This is a genomic window from Pseudomonas sp. OTU5201 (assembly GCF_038440135.1).
Classification (GTDB): domain Bacteria; phylum Pseudomonadota; class Gammaproteobacteria; order Pseudomonadales; family Pseudomonadaceae; genus Metapseudomonas; species Metapseudomonas resinovorans.
This window is the reverse complement of sequence record NZ_JASATC010000052.1, coordinates 13111-35468: the sequence shown is the minus strand read 5'-3', so window position 1 is coordinate 35468 and position 22358 is coordinate 13111. Positions and strand designations below refer to the sequence as shown.

18 protein-coding genes and 1 pseudogene are annotated in these 22358 nt (G+C 63.0%); 1 reads left to right on the top strand and 18 read right to left on the bottom strand.

Annotation, left to right across the window (positions count from 1 at the left end; all coding sequences use genetic code 11):
* Window positions 1-88: 88 nt before the first annotated feature.
* Window positions 89-244: pseudogene (locus tag AAHM40_RS24045) on the top strand (hypothetical protein); the annotation flags it as partial.
* A 360-nt stretch (window positions 245-604) separates the two neighbouring features.
* Here the strand turns inward: AAHM40_RS24045 and nuoN are convergent.
* The 18 genes from nuoN to AAHM40_RS23955 all read right to left on the bottom strand — a co-directional run bounded on the left by nuoN (window position 605) and on the right by AAHM40_RS23955 (window position 22357).
* Window positions 605-2068: an NADH-quinone oxidoreductase subunit NuoN gene (nuoN, locus tag AAHM40_RS24040; RefSeq protein WP_280283917.1), complete on the bottom strand. Its 1464-nt coding sequence runs from the start codon at window positions 2066-2068 to the stop codon at window positions 605-607.
* A 7-nt stretch (window positions 2069-2075) separates the two neighbouring features.
* Window positions 2076-3602 (bottom strand): NADH-quinone oxidoreductase subunit M, encoded by a 1527-nt coding sequence (nuoM, locus tag AAHM40_RS24035; RefSeq protein ID WP_342246920.1) that lies wholly within the window; start codon window positions 3600-3602, stop codon window positions 2076-2078.
* A 25-nt stretch (window positions 3603-3627) separates the two neighbouring features.
* On the bottom strand, window positions 3628-5475 hold the full coding sequence (gene nuoL, locus AAHM40_RS24030) for an NADH-quinone oxidoreductase subunit L (RefSeq protein ID WP_342246919.1): 1848 nt from the start codon (window positions 5473-5475) through the stop codon (window positions 3628-3630).
* Window positions 5472-5780: an NADH-quinone oxidoreductase subunit NuoK gene (nuoK, locus tag AAHM40_RS24025; RefSeq protein ID WP_028628753.1), complete on the bottom strand. Its 309-nt coding sequence runs from the start codon at window positions 5778-5780 to the stop codon at window positions 5472-5474. The genes nuoL and nuoK overlap by 4 nt, the downstream gene beginning before the upstream one ends.
* A 3-nt stretch (window positions 5781-5783) precedes the next feature.
* A complete protein-coding gene (gene nuoJ / locus AAHM40_RS24020) occupies window positions 5784-6284 on the bottom strand; it encodes an NADH-quinone oxidoreductase subunit J (protein ID WP_028628752.1) in 501 nt (166 codons plus the stop codon).
* Between the two features lie 10 nt (window positions 6285-6294).
* Window positions 6295-6843: an NADH-quinone oxidoreductase subunit NuoI gene (gene nuoI / locus AAHM40_RS24015; RefSeq protein ID WP_028628751.1), complete on the bottom strand. Its 549-nt coding sequence runs from the start codon at window positions 6841-6843 to the stop codon at window positions 6295-6297.
* A gap of 11 nt (window positions 6844-6854) precedes the next feature.
* Entirely contained in the window at window positions 6855-7847 is a 993-nt protein-coding gene (gene nuoH / locus AAHM40_RS24010; RefSeq protein WP_120651300.1) for an NADH-quinone oxidoreductase subunit NuoH, read from the bottom strand.
* The gene (gene nuoG, locus AAHM40_RS24005) at window positions 7844-10552 is read right to left on the bottom strand and encodes an NADH-quinone oxidoreductase subunit NuoG (protein WP_342246918.1); all 2709 of its coding nucleotides are present in this window, start codon (window positions 10550-10552) and stop codon (window positions 7844-7846) included. The genes nuoH and nuoG overlap by 4 nt, the downstream gene beginning before the upstream one ends.
* A 98-nt stretch (window positions 10553-10650) precedes the next feature.
* Window positions 10651-11997: an NADH-quinone oxidoreductase subunit NuoF gene (gene nuoF, locus AAHM40_RS24000; protein WP_342246917.1), complete on the bottom strand. Its 1347-nt coding sequence runs from the start codon at window positions 11995-11997 to the stop codon at window positions 10651-10653.
* On the bottom strand, window positions 11994-12488 hold the full coding sequence (gene nuoE, locus AAHM40_RS23995; RefSeq protein WP_069083532.1) for an NADH-quinone oxidoreductase subunit NuoE: 495 nt from the start codon (window positions 12486-12488) through the stop codon (window positions 11994-11996). The genes nuoF and nuoE overlap by 4 nt, the downstream gene beginning before the upstream one ends.
* Before the next feature lies 1 nt (window position 12489).
* A complete protein-coding gene (nuoC, locus tag AAHM40_RS23990; protein ID WP_153922522.1) occupies window positions 12490-14271 on the bottom strand; it encodes an NADH-quinone oxidoreductase subunit C/D in 1782 nt (593 codons plus the stop codon).
* A 62-nt stretch (window positions 14272-14333) separates the two neighbouring features.
* On the bottom strand, window positions 14334-15011 hold the full coding sequence (locus tag AAHM40_RS23985) for a NuoB/complex I 20 kDa subunit family protein (RefSeq protein WP_028628745.1): 678 nt from the start codon (window positions 15009-15011) through the stop codon (window positions 14334-14336).
* Between the two features lie 10 nt (window positions 15012-15021).
* Window positions 15022-15435 carry an NADH-quinone oxidoreductase subunit A gene (locus tag AAHM40_RS23980; RefSeq protein WP_280283924.1) on the bottom strand — a complete coding sequence of 138 codons (414 nt, stop codon included), beginning with the start codon at window positions 15433-15435 and terminating at the stop codon, window positions 15022-15024.
* A gap of 491 nt (window positions 15436-15926) precedes the next feature.
* Window positions 15927-17921 (bottom strand): PhoX family protein, encoded by a 1995-nt coding sequence (locus tag AAHM40_RS23975; protein ID WP_342246916.1) that lies wholly within the window; start codon window positions 17919-17921, stop codon window positions 15927-15929.
* Window positions 17922-18035: 114 nt separating this feature from the next.
* Window positions 18036-18635 (bottom strand): murein L,D-transpeptidase catalytic domain-containing protein, encoded by a 600-nt coding sequence (locus AAHM40_RS23970; protein ID WP_342246915.1) that lies wholly within the window; start codon window positions 18633-18635, stop codon window positions 18036-18038.
* A 183-nt stretch (window positions 18636-18818) separates the two neighbouring features.
* Complete coding sequence (locus AAHM40_RS23965; protein ID WP_342246914.1) at window positions 18819-20414, bottom strand: isocitrate lyase; 1596 nt, start codon at window positions 20412-20414, stop codon at window positions 18819-18821.
* A 510-nt stretch (window positions 20415-20924) separates the two neighbouring features.
* On the bottom strand, window positions 20925-21734 hold the full coding sequence (locus tag AAHM40_RS23960) for a secretin N-terminal domain-containing protein (protein ID WP_342246913.1): 810 nt from the start codon (window positions 21732-21734) through the stop codon (window positions 20925-20927).
* The gene (locus AAHM40_RS23955) at window positions 21731-22357 is read right to left on the bottom strand and encodes a DUF7931 domain-containing protein (RefSeq protein ID WP_342246912.1); all 627 of its coding nucleotides are present in this window, start codon (window positions 22355-22357) and stop codon (window positions 21731-21733) included. Before AAHM40_RS23955 ends, AAHM40_RS23960 begins: the two co-directional genes overlap by 4 nt.
* Window position 22358: the final 1 nt, after the last annotated feature.

Sequence of the window (22358 nt, the reverse complement as noted above, 5' to 3'; positions counted from 1 at the left end):
CCCTGTGTAATTTTTTGGGGGGGGCGGGGTGGCCTAAAAAGCGCAAACCCCGCTGTGCTTGCTGGCTCTGCCTACCGAGGATTGCTCCATGCGATTGACCCTGAAGACCAAAGTCCTGCTGTTGGCCCTGGTGCCAGTGATTCTCTTTGCGCTGGTGCTGTCCGGTGCAGTGACCCAGGTGATTCACAGCCTCGCCGAAGATGAGGTGAAGAACACCCGTGAGCGTCTGGTCGAGGAAAGCCGCCATGGCGCGGACACCGCCCGCAGCCTGGCCCGACTGGGCGACAGCCTGGGTGGATTGGTGAAGCAGTTCAGGATCTGAGCCATTTCACCGGGGTTGCTCGTTCGCGCCGCCCCGGTCCCCTCTGTTCGTCCAGTCTTGAGCATCGGCGTCTCCGCTGCCGCTGCCGATAATGCCGCTTTCGGCAATCGACTACCTGGTCTGTTCTCTGCTTCGTTTTTCCTTGTGCGCTGTTGCGGCCTCTGTCGCGGGCGGTTGTCCGGCGTTGAGCGCTTGTGCAGGCCCACCTGAGCGGCCGCAGGCATTTCCAGCACCCACAAAAAACCCGGCAAGCGCCGGGTTTCTTGTTTTTCGGGGTCAGCCTCAGTTGGCCAAAGCCACCAGACCGGAGTGCTGGACCAGGTCCAGCAGCGGCTGCGGGTAGACGCCGAGGAAGAAGGCCAGCAGCGCCACGAACAGCAGCATGATGCCGCCAGCGCGCTGGGCCCAATGCATGTCGGCATCGTGGCGGCGCAGGTTCGGCTCGACCAGGAACAGGGTGACCATGACGCGCAGGTAGTAGAACACGCCGATGGCGCTGCCCAGGACCATTGCGCCCAGCAACCACCATAGGCCAGATTCGACACCAGCGGCGATGACGAAGAACTTGCCGATGAAGCCAGCCGTGAGCGGGATACCGGCCAGGGACAACATCATCACGGTGAGCACGGCGGTCAGGTACGGACGGCGCCAGAACAGGCCGCGATACTCGTACAGGGCGTCGCAGTCGCGGCCGCTGTAGGGGGTGGACATCAGGGTGACCACACCGAAGGCGCCGAGGCTGGTCAGCACGTAGGTGGCGAGGTACACGCCGATGGCTTCCACCGCCAGGCCCTTGCTCGCGATCAGCGCCACCAGCAGGTAGCCGAAGTGGGCGATGGAGGAGTAGCCCAGCAGGCGCTTGATGTTGTTCTGCACCAGCGCTAGCAGGTTGCCGAAGATGATCGACGCAATGGCGATCACGGTCAGCAGGTCGTTCAGCCAGCCACCGGCGGTGGCTGGGGATAGCTGGTACAGGCGCAGCAGCACGGCGAACACGGCAACCTTGCTGACGGTGGCCAGGAAGGCGGCTACCGGCGCGGGGGCGCCTTCGTACACGTCCGGGGTCCAGAGGTGGAAGGGCACCAGGGACAGCTTGAACGCCAGGCCGATCAGCATCATGCCGATGCCGAGCTGGGACAGCACGCTGGAGGTACCGGCAGCGGCCAGCTGGCTGAAGCTCAGGCTGCCGGCGTCGGCGTAGAGCAGGGCCATGCCGAACAGCAGGAACGCGGAGCCCGCTGCGGACAGCACCATGTACTTGATGCCGGCTTCCAGGGAGCGTTTGTTGAAGAAGGCGTACGCCACCAGGCCATAGACCGGCACCGAAAGCAGTTCCAGGCCGATGAACAGGCCGGCGAGATGCTGCGCGGTGACCAGCACCAAGCCGCCGGCGGCGGACAGGAGGATCAGCAGGTACATCTCTTCGCGGTTGCCCGGGTAGCCCTTGCCCGACTCGCCACCCAGGTAGGCGTGGATCAGGGTGACGCAGGCGAGGGTACCGGCCAGGACCAGCGCCATGTAATAGGCGCCGAAGTGGTCCACCATCATGAGCGGGGTCACTTCCAGGGGGGTGACCTTGAGCGCCGGCAGGATGGAGAGCAGGGCGAGGTTGAGACCGATGACCGACAGGCCGAAGGTCCATGAGTGGTGCCGCTTCCAGGCAATGGCCAGCATGACCACGACAATGGTGGCGCAGGTGACCAGCAGCGGCAGCAGGGCGATCAGGTGTTGAGTCGTGAATTCCATAACCTACTTACCGGGCAACGAGTTGATTGACGGCGGAATCCAGCCACTGGTGCACGCCATGCATGGTCGCAGCAGAGGTATCCAGTACCGGTTGCGGGTAAACACCGAGCAGGATCAAGAGGCCGGCAAGGCCCAGGACCATGGTCAGCTCGCGGTATCTCAGGCCTTCGTAGGCGTTCTCGTTCTTCGCCGGGCCGAAGTAGGCGCGGTGAATCATGATTAGCGAATAGACCGAACCGAACACCAGGCCAGTGGAGGCCAGGACGGCGATCCAGGGCACTTGCTGGAAGGCGCCGACCAGGATCAGGAACTCACCGACGAAGTTGCCGGTACCCGGCAGACCCAGTGCCGCAGCAGCGAAGAACAGGCTGATGCCGGGCAGGTAAGGCATTCGTGCCCAGATGCCGCCCATCTCGCGCATGTCGCGGGTGTGCAGGCGCTCGTACAGCTGGCCACACAGGATAAAGAGTGCGGCGGCGGAGAGACCGTGGGCGATCATCTGGACGACGGCACCTTGTAGCGCGATCTGGCTACCGGAGTAGATGGCGATCAGCACGAAGCCCATGTGGGACACGCTGGAGTAGGCCACCAGGCGCTTGATGTCGGTCTGGGCGAAGGACAGCAGGGCGCCGTAGACGATGGCGAACACGCCGAGCCACTGGGCAATCGGCGCGAACTCGGCTGAGGCGTTGGGGAACAGCGGCAGGGCGAAGCGGATCATGCCGTAGGCAGCGGTCTTCAGCAGGATGCCGGCGAGGTCGACGGAGCCTGCGGTCGGTGCCTGGGCGTGGGCATCGGGCAGCCAGGAGTGGAACGGCACCACCGGGAACTTCACCGCGAAGGCGATGAAGAAGCCGAGCATCAGCAGGTACTCGGTACCCGGGGCGAGCTGGGCCTTCAGTAGGTCGGCGTAGTTGAAGGTCAGCACGCCGGTGTTGCTGTAGTTCACCAGCACCAGGCCGAGGATGGCCACCAGCATGATCAGGCCGCTGGCCTGGGTGTAGATGAAGAACTTGGTGGCGGCGGTGATACGGGTCTTGCCCTTGCTGCCGCTGTGACCCCAGAGCGCGATGAGGAAGTACATCGGCACCAGCATCATTTCCCAGAAGAAGAAGAACAGGAACAGGTCGATGGCGAGGAATACGCCGACCACGCCGCCGAGAATCCACATCAGGTTGAGGTGGAAGAAGCCGACGCGGTTCTGGATCTCACGCCAGGAGCAGAGTACTGAAAGCACCCCGAGCAGGCCGGTGAGGACGATCATCAGGACCGAGATGCCATCCATTGCCAGGTGGATGGTGACGCCGAAGCGCTCGATCCACTGCACCTGGAACTCATGGGCCCAGACCGGATCGGTGCCGGGGGCGGGTGCCAGGGTGAAGTCACCGGTCGCCCACAGCCAGAAGCCGAGGACGAACAGCAGGGACATGGTGAGCAGGGCGATCCAGCGGGGCAGGGTGGCGCCGAAGCGCTCACCCTGCCAGCAGAGCAGGCCGCCGATGAAGGGAATCAGGATTAGCCAGGGCAGAATCATGACGGGCTCAATTCCTTAAGAAGATTCAGGTCAGCAGCACGGCGCCGAGCACGAGCACGGCTCCGCCGACGATGGATACGGCGTACCAGCGCAGCTGGCCGGTCTGGCTACGGCTGAGGGCAAAGTTGCCACCCCGCACCACGCGTGGAACCAGGCCGATGGTGCCGTCGATGGGATCGCGACGGAGCAGGCGGCAGACCAGCAGGTAGGGTTTGACGAACAGCAGGTCGTAGAGCCAGTCGAAGCCCCAGGCGGCGTACCACCAGGCACCCAGGAAGCGGCCCGGCGCACTCTGGGCGAGTGCGCTGACGAAACGGCGCTTGCCCAGGAAGAGCAGGGCAGCCAGCAGGATGCCCGCCAGGGCGATGGCGCCTGAGGCGATTTCCAGGCTGTGCTTGGCTTCGCCACCGGCGTGACCGACGCTTTCCGGCAGGACACCAGCCAGCGGCGGGGTGATCAGCGCGCCAACGAAGGTGGAGAGCACGATCAGCACGGTCAGCGGCAGCCAGTGGGCAACACCGTGGCCAGCGTGGGCTTCGGTCTGCGCTTCACCGTGGAAGGCGATGAAGATCAGGCGGAAGGTGTAGATCGAGGTCAGGAAGGCGCCTGCCAGGCCAGCGTAAAGCAGACCGGCATGGCCACTGGCGAAGGCTTCCCAGAGGATCTCGTCCTTGGAGTAGAAGCCGGCGGTGACCAGCGGCAGGGCCGCCAGGGCCGCACCACCGACGATGAAGCTCGCGTAGGCCAGCGGCAGCTTCTTCCACAGACCGCCCATCTTGAAGATGTTCTGCTCGTGGTGGCAGGCGTTGATCACCGCACCGGAAGCAAGGAACAGCAGGGCCTTGAAGAAGGCGTGGGTCATCAGGTGGAAGATCGCCGCGTCCCATGCGCCAACGCCCAGGGCGAGGAACATGTAGCCAATCTGGCTCATGGTGGAGTAGGCGAGGATACGCTTGATGTCGGTCTGTACCAGCGCAGCGAAGCCGGCCAGGACCAGGGTTACGCCACCGACGATACCGACCAGATCGAGGATTTCCGGGGTCAGCAGGAACAGGCCGTGGGTACGGGCGATCAGGTAGACGCCCGCAGTCACCATGGTCGCCGCGTGGATCAGCGCGGAAACCGGAGTCGGGCCCGCCATCGCATCGGCCAGCCAGGTCTGCAGCGGCAGCTGGGCGGATTTGCCCACGGCGCCGCCGAGCAGCATCAGGGTCGCGACCCACAGCCAGGCGTCACCGGCCACGTACTTCTCGGGGGCCAGCTTCATCAGCTCCTGGATGTTCAGGGTGCCCAGGTGGAAAAACAGGATGAACAGGCCGATGGCCATGAACACGTCGCCCACGCGGGTGACGATGAAGGCCTTGAGCGCCGCGTTGCCGTTGGGCGTGTGCTTGAAGTAGAAGCCGATCAGCAGGTACGAACACAGCCCCACGCCTTCCCAACCGAAGTAGAGGAACAGCAGGTTATCGCCCAGCACCAGGAACAGCATGCTGGCGATGAACAGGTTGGTGTAGGCGAAGAAGCGCGAGTAACCCTCTTCACCGCGCATGTACCAGGAGGCGAACAGGTGGATCAGGAAGCCGACGCCGGTGACCACGCCGAGCATGGTCAGGGACAGGCCGTCCAGGTAAAGGGTGAAGCTGGGCGCGAAGCCCGCCACGCTCATCCATTGCCAGAGCACCTGGGTGTAGACGCCGCCTTCCGGCGGGGCCACGTTGAACTGCCAGATGATCCAGGCGGCGATCAGGGCCGAGAGGCCCACGGAACCGACGCCGATGACGGCAGAGGTGTTTTCGGAGAAACGCCCGCGGGAGAAGGCCAGGATGAACCAGCCGAGCAGCGGGAACAGGCAAGTGAGGAATAGAAGGTTCATCCGCGCATCTCGCTGGCAGCGTCGATATCGAGGGTATGGAAGCGGCGGTACAGTTGCAGCAGGATCGCCAGGCCGATACTGGCTTCGGCGGCTGCAAGGCTGATCACCAGAATGAACATGATCTGGCCGTCAGGCTGGGCCCAACGGGCGCCGGCGACCACGAAGGCCAGCGCGGCAGCGTTCATCATGACTTCCAGGCTCATGAGCACGAAGAGGATGTTGCGGCGCACCATCAGGCCGGTCAGGCCCAGGCAGAAGAGTATGCCGGCGACCGCGAGGCCATGTTCCAGTGGGATTGCGTTCATGGCTTATTCCTTAGCTTCGTGGCGGCCGAGGTGGAAGGCGGCGACCAGGGCTGCCAGCAGCAGCATGGAAGCCAGCTCCACAGCGAGCAGGTACGGGCCGAAGAGGGCGATGCCAACTGCCTTGGAGTCCACGGTGGTGTGACCGATGGTGGCACCCGTGGCATTGCCGAACAGCACATACAGCAGTTCGGCCAGCAGAATCAGGGAGAGCAGGGCAGGGCCGGTCCAGATGCCCGGCTTGAGCCACTTCTTCTCCTGTTCGGCAATGGCCGGGCCGAGGTTGAGCATCATCACCACGAAGACGAACAGCACCATGATGGCGCCGGCGTAGACGATGATTTCCAGTGCGCCGGCAAAGGGCGCGCCCAGGGCGAAGAAGCACATCGACACCGCCAGCAGCGAGACGATGAGGTACAGCAGGGCATGCACCGGGTTGGTGTTTGTGATTACCCGCAGGGTGGAGACAACGGCCACACCAGCGGCGAAATAGAAGGCGAATTCCACGCGCGTCTCCTTAGGGCAGCAGGCTCTTCACGTTGATCGGCTCGGCCTCGTTCTGCGCGGCGCCTTTCGGCTTGCCGGCAATGGCCATACCCGCCACGCGATAGAAGTTGTAGTCCGGGTTCTTGCCAGGACCGGAGATCAGCAGGTCTTCCTTCTCGTACACCAGGTCCTGGCGCTTGAACTCGCCCATCTCGAAATCCGGAGTCAGCTGGATCGCGGTGGTGGGGCAGGCTTCTTCGCACAGGCCGCAGAAGATGCAGCGGGAGAAGTTGATGCGGAAGAACTCGGGGTACCAGCGACCGTCCTCGGTCTCGGCCTTTTGCAGGGAAATGCAGCCGACCGGGCAGGCCACGGCGCAGAGGTTGCAGGCTACGCAACGCTCTTCGCCATCGGGGTCGCGGGTGAGGACGATGCGGCCGCGGTAGCGCGGCGGCAGGTACACGGGCTCTTCCGGGTATTGCAGGGTGTCACGCTTGCGGAAGGCATGGCCGAAGATCATCACCAGGCTGCGAAGCTGGGTGAAGGTGCCATGCACGACGTGGATGATTTCTTTGATCATGGTGTTTCTCCTTACTGGGCCGCGGCCAGCACGAGCGCGCCGGTCACCAGCAGGTTGATCAGGGTCAGCGGCAGGCACACCTTCCAGCTGAAGGCCATCACCTGGTCATAGCGCGGGCGCGGGATCGACGCGCGCAGCAGGATGAACAGCATGATGAAGAAGGCGGTCTTGAGCGCGAACCAGATGAAGGGGATCTGCGGCAGGATGCCGAACGGGCCATGCCAGCCGCCGAAGAACAGGGTCACGAGCAGGGCGGAGATCAGCACGATGCCGATGTACTCACCCACGAAGAACATGCCCCATTTCATGCCGGCGTATTCGATGTGGTAGCCGTCAGCCAGTTCCTGTTCCGCTTCCGGCTGGTCGAACGGGTGACGGTGGGTCACGGCGACGCCAGCGATGAAGAAGGTACAAAAGCCGAAGAACTGCGGAATGATGAACCACAGGTGCTGGGCTTGGTACTCAACGATGTCGCGCATGTTGAAGGAGCCGACCTGGGCCACGATGCCCATCAGCGACAGCGCCAGGAACACCTCGTAGGAGATGGTCTGGGCCGAGGCGCGCAGGCTGCCGAGCAGGGCGAACTTGTTGTTGCTCGACCAGCCGGCGAAGAGCACCGCGTAGACCGCGATGCCGGCCATGGCGAAGAAGAACAGCACGCCGATGTTCAGGTCGGCCACGCCCCATGTGGGGGTGACCGGCACCACGGCAAACGCGATCAACAGGGCACTCATCGCGATGATGGGCGCCAGGGTGAAGATCAGCTTGTCGGCGAACGGCGGGGTCCAGTCTTCCTTGAAGAACATCTTGATCATGTCCGCGCCAAGCTGGAAGGCACCGAACGGGCCTACCCGGTTCGGGCCGTAGCGGTCCTGCCACAGGCCCAGCAGACGGCGCTCCACCCAGGAGAGCAGCGCACCGGTCACGACCACCCCGAGCAGGATGACGATGGCTTTGAGGACGGTGACGACGATATCGATCAGTTCGGGCGTCAGCCAACTCATTGCGCGGACTCCTGTACGGCAGTGACGACGGCACCGGCGAAGACCGCCGGGATACCCGGCAGACCGGCAGGCAGGCCGATCAGGCCGATGCCCATTTCTTCCTTGACGGCAAGCGGCAGACGCAGGGTCTGGCCATTGACGGTCAGGGCGATAAGGGCGCCGTCATTGACGCCGAGGCGATCGGCTTCGTCCTTGGCCATGGCCACGTAGGGCTGCGGGATGCGCTCTTGCACCGGAGCGGCGCGGGAGCTGTTCTCCTCGCTGCCGAACAGGTGGTGCAGCGGCACGGCCTGCCAGGTGCCCTGAACCGGGTTGAAGGCGGCATTGACGCTGAACCAGGGAAGAGCCTGGCCTTTGGCTTCGATCAGGCGAATGCCCGGGTCGCCAGCGCGCAGGTGGCCACCGACTTCGTCCTGGAATTTGTTCCAGGCCTGCGGCGAGTTCCAACCCGGGGACCAGGCGAAGGGGATCTGCTGACGGGGTTCGGCGCTGCCGGCGTAACCTTCCATGGAGAAGGCGAAGGCCGAGTCCTTGTCCTGCGGCTGGCGCGGCTCGTGCACGCTGATGTTGGCGCGCATGGCCGTGCGGCCGCTGTAGCGGTGCGGCTCACGGGCGAGCTTCAGGCCCTTGATGCGGAACGAGGCGCTCGGAGCCGCGTCGCGGATGCCGGCCAGCAACGAACTGCTGTCGGCGCAGGCGGCGGTGACCTGGTCCAGTTGGGTCCAGTCCACGGACTTGCCCAGCAGGGTGCTGTGCAGTGCGTGCAGCCAGCGCCAGCCTTCGCGAACGAGGATGTTGGCGTCGTAGTAGGACGGGTCATAGACCTGGAAGAAACGCTGGGCACGGCCTTCCAGGCTGACCAGGGTGCCATCGCCTTCGGCGAAGCTGGCGGCCGGGAGCACCAGGTGGGCACGTTCGACGGTGGCCGTCTGCTGGTGGTCGGCAACGATGACGACCTTGGCTGCTGCCAGGGCAGCGTCCACCTTGGTGGCGTCGGCTCGGCGGTACAGGTCGTTTTCCAGGACCACGACAGCGTCGGCCTTGCCGGACGTCAGGACCTCCAGGGCGGCTTCCAGGGACTCGCCACCGAACAGGGCCAGGCCCATGCTGTTGGCTTCTGGTACTACCAGGCTGATGGAGCCGTTCTTCTCACGGTTCTTCAGCGCGCTGGCGATGTTTGCCGCGGCTTCGATCAGGGCTTTCTCGCCCAGGGAAGCGCCGGAAATGACCAGCGGACGCTTGGCGGCCAGCAAGGCATCGGCAATGCGTTTGACCAGTTCGGCCGCTTCGCCTTCCAGGCCTTCCACGGCCGGAGCGCTCGGGTCGATGGCGTGGGCCACGGCGAAACCGATGCGGGCGAGGTCAGCCGGGGCGGCGTGGACGCTCTCGGTGGCAACGTCATCCAGGCGGGTAGCCGTGACGCTGGCGATGAACAGCGGGTTCAGGGCGTCCTGGGCGACGTTCTGCACGGCGGCCATGTGCCAGTCCTGGATCTTCATCGAGGCGGCGATTTCGGTGGCCTTGCCCTTGACGGCCTGGCGCAGGGCGAGGGCCATGCGGGCTGCTGTCTGGGTCAGGTCTTCGCCGAGGACGAAGATCGCGTCGTGTTTCTCGACATCGCGCAGGGTGGGCACCGGCAGCGGGCCGTTCTGCAGGATGTCGCGGATCAGGCGCAGGTTGGCCAGTTCGCTGGCGGCGATGCCGGAGTAGTAGTTCTCGGCGCCGACCAGTTCACGCAGGGCGAAGTTGCCTTCGAGGCTGGCACGCGGCGAACCGATGCCGATCACGCGCTTGCCCTTGAGCAGTTCGGCGGCCTTGTCGAGGGCGGCGTCCAGGCTCAGCTTCTGATTGCCCAGCAGCGGCTGGCGCGGACGGTCGTCGCGGTTGACGTAGCCATAGCCGAAGCGGCCGCGGTCGCAGAGGAAGTACTGGTTCACCGAGCCGTTGAAGCGGTTCTCGATGCGGCGGATCTCGCCGTAACGCTCGCCGGGGCTGATGTTGCAGCCGCTGGAGCAGCCGTGGCAGATGCTCGGGGCGAACTGCATGTCCCACTTGCGGTTGTAGCGCTCGGAGTGGGTCTTGTCGGTGAACACACCGGTCGGGCAGACCTCGACCAGGTTGCCCGAGAACTCGCTCTCGAGGGTGCCGTCTTCGACGCGGCCGAAGTAGACGTTGTCGTGGGCGCCGTAGACGCCGAGGTCGGTGCCGCCAGCGTAGTCCTTGTAGTAGCGCACGCAGCGGTAGCAGGCGATGCAGCGGTTCATCTCGTGGGCGATGAACGGGCCGAGCTCCTGGTTCTGGTGGGTACGCTTGGTGAAGCGATATCGACGGGCGTTGTGGCCAGTCATTACCGTCATGTCCTGCAGGTGGCAGTGGCCGCCTTCCTCGCACACCGGGCAGTCGTGCGGGTGGTTGGTCATCAGCCATTCGACGACGCTGGCGCGGAACTGCTTGGCCTCTTCGTCGTCAATGGAAATCCAGGAGTTGTCGGTGGCGGGGGTCATGCAGGACATGACGAGGCGACCGCGTTTGTCGTTCTCGTCGGTGTACTGCTTCACCGCGCACTGGCGGCAGGCGCCGACGCTACCGAGCGCCGGGTGCCAGCAGAAGTAGGGGATGTCGAGTCCGAGGGACAGACAGGCCTGCAGGAGGTTGTCTGCACCATCGACTTCGAGCGTCTTGCCGTCTACGTGGATAGTGGCCATGGTTCAGTCTTCATCTGCCCGTGTGACCGGGCTTTGGCTAATGGAATCAGCGTGCGCGCGGGGCCGGGTTGCGGCCGCCGCTGCGCGAATCCTTTTTCTTAGGCGCCGACGGGAATCGGTCGCGCTGCCGGGATCTGGCGGGCGATGCCTGCCTCGAACTCCGGACGGAAATATTTCATGGCACTGCCCAGCGGCTCGACGGCCCCCGGTGCGTGGGCGCAGAAGGTTTTGCCTGGGCCGAGGAAGCTGACGAGCTGCTCCAGAGTCTCCAGGTCGCCGGCTTGGCCTTCCCCGCGCTCCAACGCGCGGAGGAGCTTGACGCTCCAGGGCAGGCCGTCGCGGCAAGGCGTGCACCAGCCGCAGGACTCACGGGCGAAGAACTCTTCCATGTTGCGCAGCAGGGAGACCATGTTGATGCTGTCGTCCACGGCCAGCGCGAGGCCAGTACCCATACGGGTGCCCACCTTGGCGATGCCGGCGGCATACATGGGAGCATCGAGGTGCTCGGGGAGCAGGAAACCGGTACCGGCACCGCCGGGCTGCCAGGCTTTGAGCTTGAAGCCGTCGCGCATCCCACCAGCGTAGTCTTCGAACAGCTCGCGGGCCGGAACGCCGAAGGGCAGTTCCCACAGGCCGGGGTTCTTCACCTTGCCGGAGAAGCCCATGAGCTTGGTGCCCATGTCTTCGCTGCCCGGGCGGGCGAGGGTCTTGTACCAGTCCACGCCGTTGGCGACGATCGCCGGCACGTTGCACAGGGTCTCGACGTTGTTGACGCAGGTGGGCTTGCCCCAGACGCCGACGGCGGCGGGGAAGGGCGGCTTGGAGCGCGGGTTGGCGCGGCGGCCTTCCAGGGAGTTGATCAGTGCGGTCTCTTCACCACAGATATAGCGGCCGGCGCCGGTGTGGACGAAGAGCTCGAAGTCGAAACCGCTGCCGAGGATGTTCTTGCCCAGCAGGCCGGCGGCCTTGGCTTCCTCGATGGCGCGATTGAGGTTGTTCGCCGCGTCGACGTATTCGCCGCGCAGGAAGATGTAGCCGCGGTAGGCCTTGAGGGCGCGGGCGCTGATCAGCATGCCTTCCACCAGCAGGTGGGGCAGCTGTTCCATTAGCATGCGGTCCTTCCAGGTGTTGGGTTCCATCTCATCCGCGTTGCACAGCAGGTAGCGGATGTTCATGGATTCGTCGGCCGGCATCAGGCCCCACTTCACGCCGGTGGGGAAGCCCGCACCGCCGCGGCCCTTGAGGCCGGAGTCCTTGACCTGCTGCACGATGTCGGCCTGGGCCATTTCGGTCAGGGCCTTGCGCGCAGCTGCGTAGCCGTTCTTCTGCTGGTACTCGTCGAGCCAGACCGGCTGCGCGTCTTCACGCAGGCGCCAGGTCAGCGGATGGGTTTCTTCGCTGCGGGCGATGCGGTTGGCCGGGCCAATGGAGGTAAGGGTCTTCATTGGTAGGCCTCCAACAGTTGGGCAACGCCGTCAGGCTGAACGTCGCCGAAGGTGTCGTCGTCGATCATCACGGCCGGGGCCTTGTCGCAGTTGCCCAGGCAGCAGACCGGCAGCAGGGTGAAGCGGTTGTCGGTGGTGGTCTGGCCAAGTCCAATGCCCAGTTGCTTTTGCATCTCGGCAACGACGGATTCATGGCCGCCGACGTAGCAGGTCATGCTGTCGCACACGCGGATCACGTGGCGGCCGACCGGTTGACGGAAGATCTGGCTATAGAAAGTAGCCACGCCTTCGACGTCGCTGGCGGGGATGCCAAGGATCGCGCCAATGGCGTCAGCGGCGCCGTCCGGCACCCAGCCACGCTCTTTCTGGACGATCTTCAGGGCTTCGATGGACGCCGCGCGCGGGTCCTCGTAGTGATGCATTTCGTGCTCGATGGCCGAGCGCTCGGTTTCGCTGAGGACGAAACGGTCGGTCTGGATAAGGGTGCTCATATCAGCGGTCCACGTCAGCCATTACGAAGTCGATACTGCCCAGGTAGGCGATCAGGTCAGCCACCATGCTGCCGCGGATCACCGAAGGGATCTGCTGCAGGTGGGGGAAGCTGGGCGTCCGGATCCGGGTGCGGTAGCTCATGGTGCTGCCGTCGCTGGTGAGGTAGTAGCTGTTGATGCCCTTGGTCGCCTCGATCATCTGGAAGGCTTCGTTGGCCGGCATGACCGGGCCCCAGGAAACCTGCAGGAAGTGGGTGATCAGGGTTTCGATGTGCTGCAGCGTGCGCTCTTTCGGCGGCGGCGTGGTCAGCGGATGGTCCGCCTTGTACGGGCCTTCCGGCATGTTCTTGAGGCACTGGTCGATGATGCGGATGCTCTGGCGCATCTCTTCGACGCGAACCATGCAGCGATCGTAGGCATCGCCGTTATGGGCCAGCGGTACTTCGAACTCGAAATTCTCGTAGCCGGAGTAGGGGCGTGCCTTGCGCAGGTCGAAGTCGCAACCGGTGGAGCGCAGGCCAGCACCGGTGACGCCCCATTCCAGGGCTTCCTTGGTGTTGTACTGGGCGACGCCGATGGTACGGCCACGCAGGATGCTGTTTTGCAGGGCGGCCTTTTCGTACTCGTCGAGGCGCTTGGGCAGCCATTCGACGAACTCTTTCACCAAGCCATCCCAGCCGCGCGGCAGGTCGTGGGCGACGCCGCCGATGCGGTACCAGGCCGGGTGCAGGCGGAAGCCGGTGACGGCTTCGATGACCTTGTAGGCGCGCTGGCGGTCGGTGAAGGTGAAGAACACCGGGGTCATGGCGCCGACGTCCTGGATATAGGTGCCCAGGAACAGCAGGTGGCTGGTGATCCGGAAGAACTCGGCCATCATCACGCGGATGAAGTCGACGCGCTGCGGCACCTTGATGCCGGCGAGCTTCTCGACCGCGAGGACGTACGGCAGGTTGTTCATCACACCGCCGAGGTAGTCGATACGGTCGGTGTATGGAATGAAGCTGTGCCAGGACTGGCGCTCGGCCATCTTCTCGGCGCCGCGGTGGTGGTAACCGACTTCCGGCACGCAGTCGACGATCTCTTCGCCGTCCAGCTGCAAGATGATGCGGAAGGCACCGTGGGCGGAGGGGTGGTTCGGGCCGAGGTTGAGGAACATGTAGTCCTCGTTCTCGCCGTGGCGTTTCATGCCCCAGTCTTCCGGGCGGAAGCGTGCAGCTTCTTCTTCAAGCTGGTGCTTGGCCAGTGTCAGGCTGAAGGGGTCGAATTCGGTGGCGCGCGCCGGGTAGTCCTTGCGCAGCGGGTGACCTTCCCAGGTGTTGGGCATCATGATCCGCGACAGGTGGGGATGGCCGGCAAAGGTGATGCCGTACATGTCCCAGACTTCGCGCTCGTACCAGTTGGCGTTGGGCCAGATACCGGTGACGGTAGGAAGGTTGAGGTCGCCCTCGGACAAGGCCACCTTGATCATCACGTCACTATTACGCTCCAGCGACATCAGGTGGTAGAACACCGTGAAGTCGGCATTCGGCAAGCCGCGGCGCTGGGTGCGCAGGCGCTCGTCGACGCCATGCAGGTCGTAAAGCATGACGTAGGGGCGCGGGAGATTGCGCAGGAACTTGAGGACGTCGATCAGCTTGTCACGGGCGACCCAGATCACCGGCATGCCGGTGCGGGTCGACTGGATGGTCAGGCTTTCGGCGCCAAAGCGGGAATTGAGCTCTACGACGACGTCTTGGTCGTCAGCTTTGTAAGGCGGAATAGACAGAACGGTGTCTGCAGTCATGGTCTCGGTCGCTATCGGTCAACGTAAAGAATGAGCCTGGGGTCTTCCGGAGAAGAACAGGCTCAGACTTCGTCGGGGCTGCGCAGGTTGGTGACCTGAATACGCTGTTCGCGGCGCTTTTCCCGCTCGGAGGGCATGTCGGCACGATAGATGCCTTGGTCCCCCACGACCCAGGATAGCGGGCGGCGCTCCTGGCCGATGGATTCCTGCAGCAGCATCAGGCCTTGCAGGAACGCCTCCGGACGGGGCGGGCAGCCGGGAATGTAGACGTCCACGGGAAGGAATTTGTCCACGCCCTGAACGACCGAGTAAATATCGTACATACCGCCGGAGTTCGCGCACGAACCCATGGAGATCACCCACTTGGGCTCCAGCATCTGCTCATAGAGACGCTGGATGACCGGTGCCATCTTGATGAAGCAGGTGCCGGCGATGACCATGAAGTCTGCCTGGCGCGGTGATGCACGAATGACCTCCGCACCGAATCGCGCGATGTCGTGCGGCGCGGTGAAGGCGGTGGTCATCTCCACGTAGCAGCAGGAGAGGCCGAAGTTGTACGGCCACAGGGAGTTCTTGCGACCCCAGTTGACTGCACCGTTGAGAACATCCTCGAGCTTGCCCAGGAAGATGTTCTTGTGCACCTGATCTTCTAGCAGCGGGTCGGAAACGGTCTCCCGTTCGCCGATCGGATACTGCTCATAAGTGGCATCCGGATCGATCCGAGTAAGTTTGTATTGCATTGCCAAAGCCTCATTGTTTTAGCTTCGCCTGCCGCTTGCGACGACCTTCGGGAGCCCAATCAAGTGCCCCGATGCGCCAAAGGTAGACAAGACCTGCCAACAGAATTGCTATGAAAATGGTTGCTTCGATGAAGCCGGCCCAGCCGCTTTCACGGACGGAGACGGACCAAGCGAAGAGAAAGAGGGCTTCGACGTCGAAGATCACGAAAAGCATCGCGACCAGATAGAATTTTGCGGAGAGGCGGAGGCGAGCAGTGCCGGTGGGGAGCATGCCGGATTCGAAGGGGTCGTTCTTGCTGCGACCGATGGACTTGCTGCCGAGCAGGCTAGAGACCCCAATCATGAAGGCGCAGAGGCCGACGACACCCAACAGGAAAACAGCGAAACCCCAGTTGTGGGAGATGATGGCAGTAGCTTCCGACATGCCGGAACTCCTTAAGACAAGGAACGGCGTTCACTTGCGTTAAAAGGTTTAATGCCGGGTATCAATGATGCCCAGGCAATCGATTCCGACAATTTTATGCCCGAGCGGGTGTGCAAGTAAATTTTTCACACCAAAAAATTGCCCGTGCAGCCGGATTCTGGGCTGCTTGCTTGGCTGGAGGCCGCTGGTGGTGCGGTTTTCAGGATTTTGTTAGGCCTTCGTCTGATTGCGGCCTTATGTCGCACAGAGGGTTGATATTTGGCTGCAAATGATAGTCATTAGCGTTTGATTGGTGGTTAATTAATCACTACACGAGAATGGTCTTGCAGAACTTAAAAACTGCAAATAACAAATACTCCTGGCGTCCGCCTAAGTTGCACTGCAAGCCGTTTTCATAATTGCGACAATTCCATTTGTTTTTGTTCATGCTGCCTTTCCAGGGCGGAAAAAGAGGCCGACCCGCGTGGGTCGGCCGAAATCCTTGAGGGGATTCAAAGTAGGCGGCGGCCGTCTTCGCGCGTGATGACCACGGTGGAGGAGCGCGGGCGCTTGCCTGGGCCGTCAGGCCAGGTGCTTAGCAGGTTCGTGGCGGTGGAGCCTTCGCCCGGGTGCTGGATGTTGACGAACAGGGTGCGGAAGTCCGGCGTCGCGCTGATGCCGGTCACTTCGGCGCCTGTTGGGCCGACCAGGAAGCGCTTCAGTTCGCCGCTGCGCGGGTCGGCGACCAGCATCTGGTTGTTGCCGAAGGGGCCGGCGCTCAATTGGCTGCCGCTCATATCGGTCTGGATCCATAGGCGACCCTCGTCGTCGAACCAGAGGCCGTCCGGGCTGGCGAGGATGTTCTGCGCGCCTAGCGGATTGCCGTTCGGGCCGCGGCTATCTCCCTCGGGGCCGGCGAGCAGGAAGAGGTTCCAGTCGAAACGATGGCCTGCATGGTCGCGACTGTTCTCGCGCCACCGGATGATATGGCCGTAGGCGTTGGTCGGGCGCGGGTTCGCAGCGTCGGCGTTGGTGCGCGCGGTGTTGTTGGTGAGGGTGAAGTAGACCTCGCCATTGTCCGGATTCACCGCACCCCATTCCGGGCGGTCCATACGGGTGGCGCCAACGATGTCAGCAGCCAGGCGAGTATTGATCAGCACGTCGCCCTGATCGGCAAAAGTGACACCGGCAGTCACGCAGGCCTTGAGGAATTTACTGTCGTTGATGTCCAGGGCCAGCCAGTCGCCGCTGCCATCGGCATTGAAGCGGGCGACGTAAAGGGTGCCTTCGTCCAGCAGGCGGCCGTTGGCCTGTCCGGGACGGTACTTGTCGCGACTGACATATTTGTAGATGTACTCGTTCTGGGAGTCGTCGCCGGAGTAGCAGACCACGGGACGGCCTGGTTTCACTGGGGCGAAGATCAAGCCTTCATGAGCGAAGCGACCCAGGGCGGTATGCTTGATCGGCGTGGAGTCCGGATCGAAGGGGTCGATCTCGACAATCCAGCCAAAGTGGTTCGGCTCGTTTCGATAGTCGCTCTTGGCGTCGGCCGCTTTGCGAGTGGCGTCGAAACGTTCGAACTCGTCGCCCGGCAGGGTTTCCCAACCGAAGCGGCTGCTGCTGCGAAGGCCATAGCGCTTGAGTTCGCGGGGCAGGTCGGCGTCGCGGGTGGCGAAGTAGCCGGCCCAGTTCTCCTCGCAGGTGAGGTAGGTGCCCCAGGGGGTGAATCCGTTCGCGCAGTTGTTCTGGGTGCCTCGGGTGGCTGTGCCCTGCGGGCTGTAGCGGGTTTGCAGCAGCTTGTGGCCGCGGGCCGGGCCGGAGATCGTCATGGGTGTTGCGGCGGTGATGCGTCGGTTGCGACGACTCGGCACGACCTCCCATTCCCCGCGAACATTTCGGCGGATCTCTACGACAGACACGCCGTGTGCGTTGATCTCCTTGCGCACTTCATCGGCGCTGACCCGCTTGCCATCCACGACTGTCGGGCCGTTCGGGTGCAGTAGCGGGGCGTCGATGTATTCATGGTTCAGTACGAGCAGGCCGTGGTCCGAACGCATGCCGGGACCGCGGCGGGCATCGATGGGGAAGAAATGCATGCCGTCATGGTGCATGCCGATCTGCTCCGCCTGGTCCTGGGCGCTGTTGCTGGCGTCGTCGGCAAAGGCCGGATAGCGTCCGGTGATCGGCGTACCCCAGGGAATGAAGGGCGTGGCTTTGTAGCCCGGCGGAACGGTAATGCTGTCTACGCGGCCGGTAGGAATGGCCTCGAAGGGCAGGCGAGAGCGGGGCTTGAAGGGGAAGCCTTTGGCCTGTGGCTCTGCTGCCAGGGTTTCACCCGGAATGGCAGCGCCAAGAAAGGCGAGGGTGCTCATGGCGGCGCCACCGATCAACAGTTGACGACGGTTGAGTCCGCCAATCAGGTCATTGATGTGCGGGTTGTCGGACGTGTTGCTGGGCAGTTCGTCGCCGTTGCCAAAGAGCACGGCATTGTCGTTGTGTTGGTTCAAGGCGGATCTCCACGCAGGCGAATCGACGGAGATCTGACGCTAAATGCTTAAGACGACGGAACGGTGACAGTGAGATGGAGAAGCTGTTGCGTGGAAGGTGCAGCGCGGCTTGCGTTAATTGTTCGCCACGGCTTGGCGCTTCTGGCTGATGGCGAAGATCAGCGCGCCACCCTTCAGTTGCGCAATGACCTTGTCTCGATCAGCGCTGGCCAGGACCAGGCAGCCGTAGCTGCGCCCGGGTACTCCGTGCTCAAGGATGAAGGCGTCCTCCATATACGCGTTGGCGTGGATGACGATGGCGCGCGCCTCGGCATTGCTGTTGCTCGGGCTTAGGCCTATGAGGCGCATGGAGCGGCCATGACCGGGTTCTTCGCTGTCGAATACCTGTGACGTGCGGAACAGGCCAAGGGAGGTGGCGCGGCTGCCGAAGTCGTTGGAAAAGCGGTCGGCGTAACTGTCGTGATCCGGGTCTGATCCCTGGCCGTGCGCAACCCGGAAGCTGCCTAGCAAAGCGTGGCTGCGGCTGTCGAACAGGTAGAAGCGGGGGAGTGTGGAGGCGCGACCGTAGTCGACCACGGCGAAGTGCGGGTGCTGGCTGTTTTTCAGTTCGCTAAGGAGTAACGCCAGTTGTGGCGGGCTGACCAGCAGTTCCAGGTCGCCGGCGCGCAGGACGGGGGAGATGAGCAGCAGGATCAGCAGCAGGGTTCGCGGCATGGCCGGAGCTCCAGGTTTTGTGCTGATTCTAGGAATGTGCCGCGCCTTGGCAACCCATTGCGGACGGCAGGTTGGTTATGTCCGGTAGCAGGGTGAAGGACAAAAGAAAACCCCGGTGCAAGCACCGGGGTTTTCAGACTCGCCATGTCCGGCCGATGCGTGGTCGGCTGGTGGCAGTTCCTCTTAGTGGAACTGGTTCATGGTGTTGTCTTTGCCGCTCGCTTTCAGAGCCGCTTCGCCAGCGAAGTACTCTTTGTGGTTGTCGCCGATGTCGGAGCCCGCCATGTTCTGGTGCTTGACGCAGGCGATGCCCTGACGCAGTTCCTGACGCTGAACGCCCTTCACGTAGGCCAGCATGCCCTGGTCGGCGAAGTAGCCTTTGGCCAGGTTGTCCGTGGACAGTGCGGCAGTGTGGTAGGTCGGCAGGGTGATCAGGTGGTGGAAGATGCCTGCGTGGGCCGAACCGTCGCGCTGGAAGGTGCGGATCTTCTCGTCTGCAACCTGGGCCAGCTCGGTTTCGTCGTACTCGACGCTCATCAGCTTGGCGCGGTCGTAGGCGGAAACATCTTTGCCTTCGGCAACGAACGCATCGAACACTTGCTGACGGAAGTTCAGGGTCCAGTTGAACGACGGGCTGTTGTTGTAAACCAGCTTGGCGTTCGGGATGACCTGGCGGATGCGGTCAACCATGCCTTTGATCTGGCCAACGTGGGGCTTCTCGGTTTCGATCCACAGCAGGTCGGCGCCGTTCTGCAGCGAGGTGATGCAGTCCAGGACGCAGCGATCTTCGCCAGTACCCTTGCGGAACTGGAACAGGTTGCTTGGCAGGCGCTTCGGACGCAGCAGCTTGCCGTCGCGGTTGATTACCACGTCGCCGTTCTGCAGGTCGGAGGCGTTGATTTCGTCGCAGTCCAGGAAGGAGTTGTATTGGTCGCCCAGGTCGCCCGGTTGCTTGGTCACGGCGATCTGCTTGGTCAGGCCGGCACCCAGGGAGTCGGTACGGGCAACGATCACACCGTCATCAACGCCCAGTTCGAGGAAGGCGTAGCGAACAGCGTTGATCTTGGCGAGGAAGTCTTCGTGCGGAACGGTCACTTTGCCGTCCTGGTGGCCGCACTGCTTCTCGTCGGAAACCTGGTTCTCGATCTGGATGCAGCAGGCACCGGCTTCGATCATCTTCTTGGCCAGCAGGTAGGTGGCTTCCGGGTTACCGAAACCAGCGTCGATGTCGGCGATGATCGGCACTACGTGGGTTTCGTAGTTGTCGATCTGGGCCTGGATTTCAGCTTCCTTGGACTTGTCGCCAGCGGCGCGAGCAGCGTCCATGGCGGTGAACAGCAGGTCCAGTTCGCGGGCGTCGGCCTGGCGCAGGAAGGTGTAGAGCTCTTCGATCAGACCGGAAACGGCGGTCTTTTCATGCATGGACTGGTCGGGCAGCGGGCCGAAGTCGGAGCGCAGCGCAGCAACCATCCAGCCGGAGAGGTAGAGGTAGCGCTTGTTGGTCGTCTTCAGGTGCTTCTTGATGGAGATCAGCTTCTGCTGACCAATGAAGCCATGCCAGCAGCCCAGGGACTGGGTGTAGACGGAGGAGTCGGCATCGTACTCGGCCATGTCCTTGCGCATGATGGCCGCGGTGTACTTGGCGATATCCAGACCGGTCTTGAAGCGGTTCTGTGCGCGCATGCGGGCAACCGACTCGGGGTTGATAGCGCTCCAGCTGTTACCGTTCACTTCTTTCAGTGCGGCAATGGCCTTGATGTCGTTTTGATATGCGGACATGGTCAATCCTTCAAAGTGTATATGTGGTTGAGCACCGACTTTCCCACTCAAAAACCTGCGTTCTGAAGGTTATTGCGGGTTGCTCACCGCAGCGCGTCGAAGGACCAACTGGAAGAGATTGAAGCTGAGGGTAGGGTGAGGAGATGCACACGCTCACAGGATCGATGGGTAAATTTGCGCAACTGGCTCACTTGCCGGTTCGTGGAAACCGTTGAGTGATTACCGGGCACTGCCTTCGATCTTGCGGATGTTGCTGACGCTTCCCCGTCCCTCAGGACAACTACGTTCCAGTCGCAACCTCGTCGCACTGCCTTATGGGCCGTTACAACACGGATCGGCTCGGCTGGTTGGCTGGGAGCGCGATCCGGAGGCCCTATTCAGGGCCCCTGGCTAGCGGGAGCGAGGCCATCATGCTCTTTCAAACAGGCGTTCGTCAAACGTTTTGTAGTGTTTTTTTTGGACTACTACATAATACTTTTGGCTGAGACTCATTGGTCTAAAAATGTGCAGTCAGTCGACCGCGTCGACCTTGAGGCGCAGGGTCATATCTTCACGGCCCTGAGTGGTGCGGTGGCGCAAAAAGCCACTTTGGTCGGACTGGCTGTCTTCGTTCACAGCGCCAATGGTGATCCATTCGCCGAGGCGACCGCTGACTTTGGTGTCGGTGCTCTGCACGTCGATCACGCCTGGCTGGCTGCTGTTCACGCGGTCGCGGTTGCTGCTGATGTTGACGTGGACCAGCTCGCCCGTGAGCGTTGCGGTGACGTAGAAACCGCGGGTGACATTGCGGTATTCGGTGTTGCTGTACACCTCGCCATAGGGGCCGCTGCTGGTGGAGGTGATGGGGACGCTCTGGCCGACCTGGATCAGCGCCGGATAGCCTTCTGTAGTCTGGACCTGCTGCACACCGCCACCGCGGCTGTCAGTGCTGCGGCGGATGATGCGCACCTGGTCGCGCCCATGGACTTCGCCGCGACCCGCCTGGACATCGACGCCGCCGACGCTGGCTGATCCGTTCACTGCATAGCCGCGGTCGCTCTGGAAGTTGCTGTCGCTGGTGTCGACGCTGATCAGCAGGCGTCGCGGTCGGGTATCGAGTTGGTCCAGCAGATTGCGCAGTTCGGTGATCTTCGCTGGTTCGGCATTGACGATGAGCTGGTTGCCGTAGGCGCTGACTCGACCCTCGTTGCCCAGTACGGACTGCGCCATCGGCAGCAGCTCATCGGCGGTGCGATAGCGCAGCTGGATGAGTTCCGTCGCCGCCTGCAGAGGCAGGCAGATGAGCAGGAGGAGGGTAGCGAACAGGGCGCGTGGGGTCATATCAGGAAGCTCCGCAAGTCGGGGTCGGTAAGGCTCAGGTCCCAGGCCTGGTCGAAGCGGGTTTGCTGCAGCCGGGTCCTTCCGGGGTCGTTGTACAGCGCGTAGCCGGCGTACTGTTCTCGCTCGGGGCGCACGAGCAGGCCGCGGTCGTCGGCTATGAGATAGGCAAGGTCTTCCGAGGGATGGTCGGGGTTGATCCGGCGAATCTGGAAGTTGCTGGAAATGCGGCGGCTCAGGCTGAGCAGCCGGTGGCCTTCCTTTACGGCGCGGCTCAGGTCGCGCACGAGAATTCGCAACTGGCATTTCGGGTCGCTGACCAGCAGCCGGGTGCAGGCCTGCTGGATAGCGCTGTTGTGGTAGAGCCAGGGCTCCAGATCGGGGCTGTACAGGCAAAGCCGGCGGCGTGCCTGCTGCATCAGCGCCAGGGCGTGGGCTCGTGCGTCCTCCGGGACGCTGAAGCGTTCGAGGCGGTCATGGACGCCTAGGCCGAAGGGAGCGGGTTCCCATTCGGGCACTTCGGCCTGGAGGGAGGGGTTGTGAACGCTGAAGCGCCCCGGCGACTGGAACTCGATGGCCGGCAGTTCGACTTCGTTCTCAGTGAGTTCCGGGGCGTTCTCGTTCATC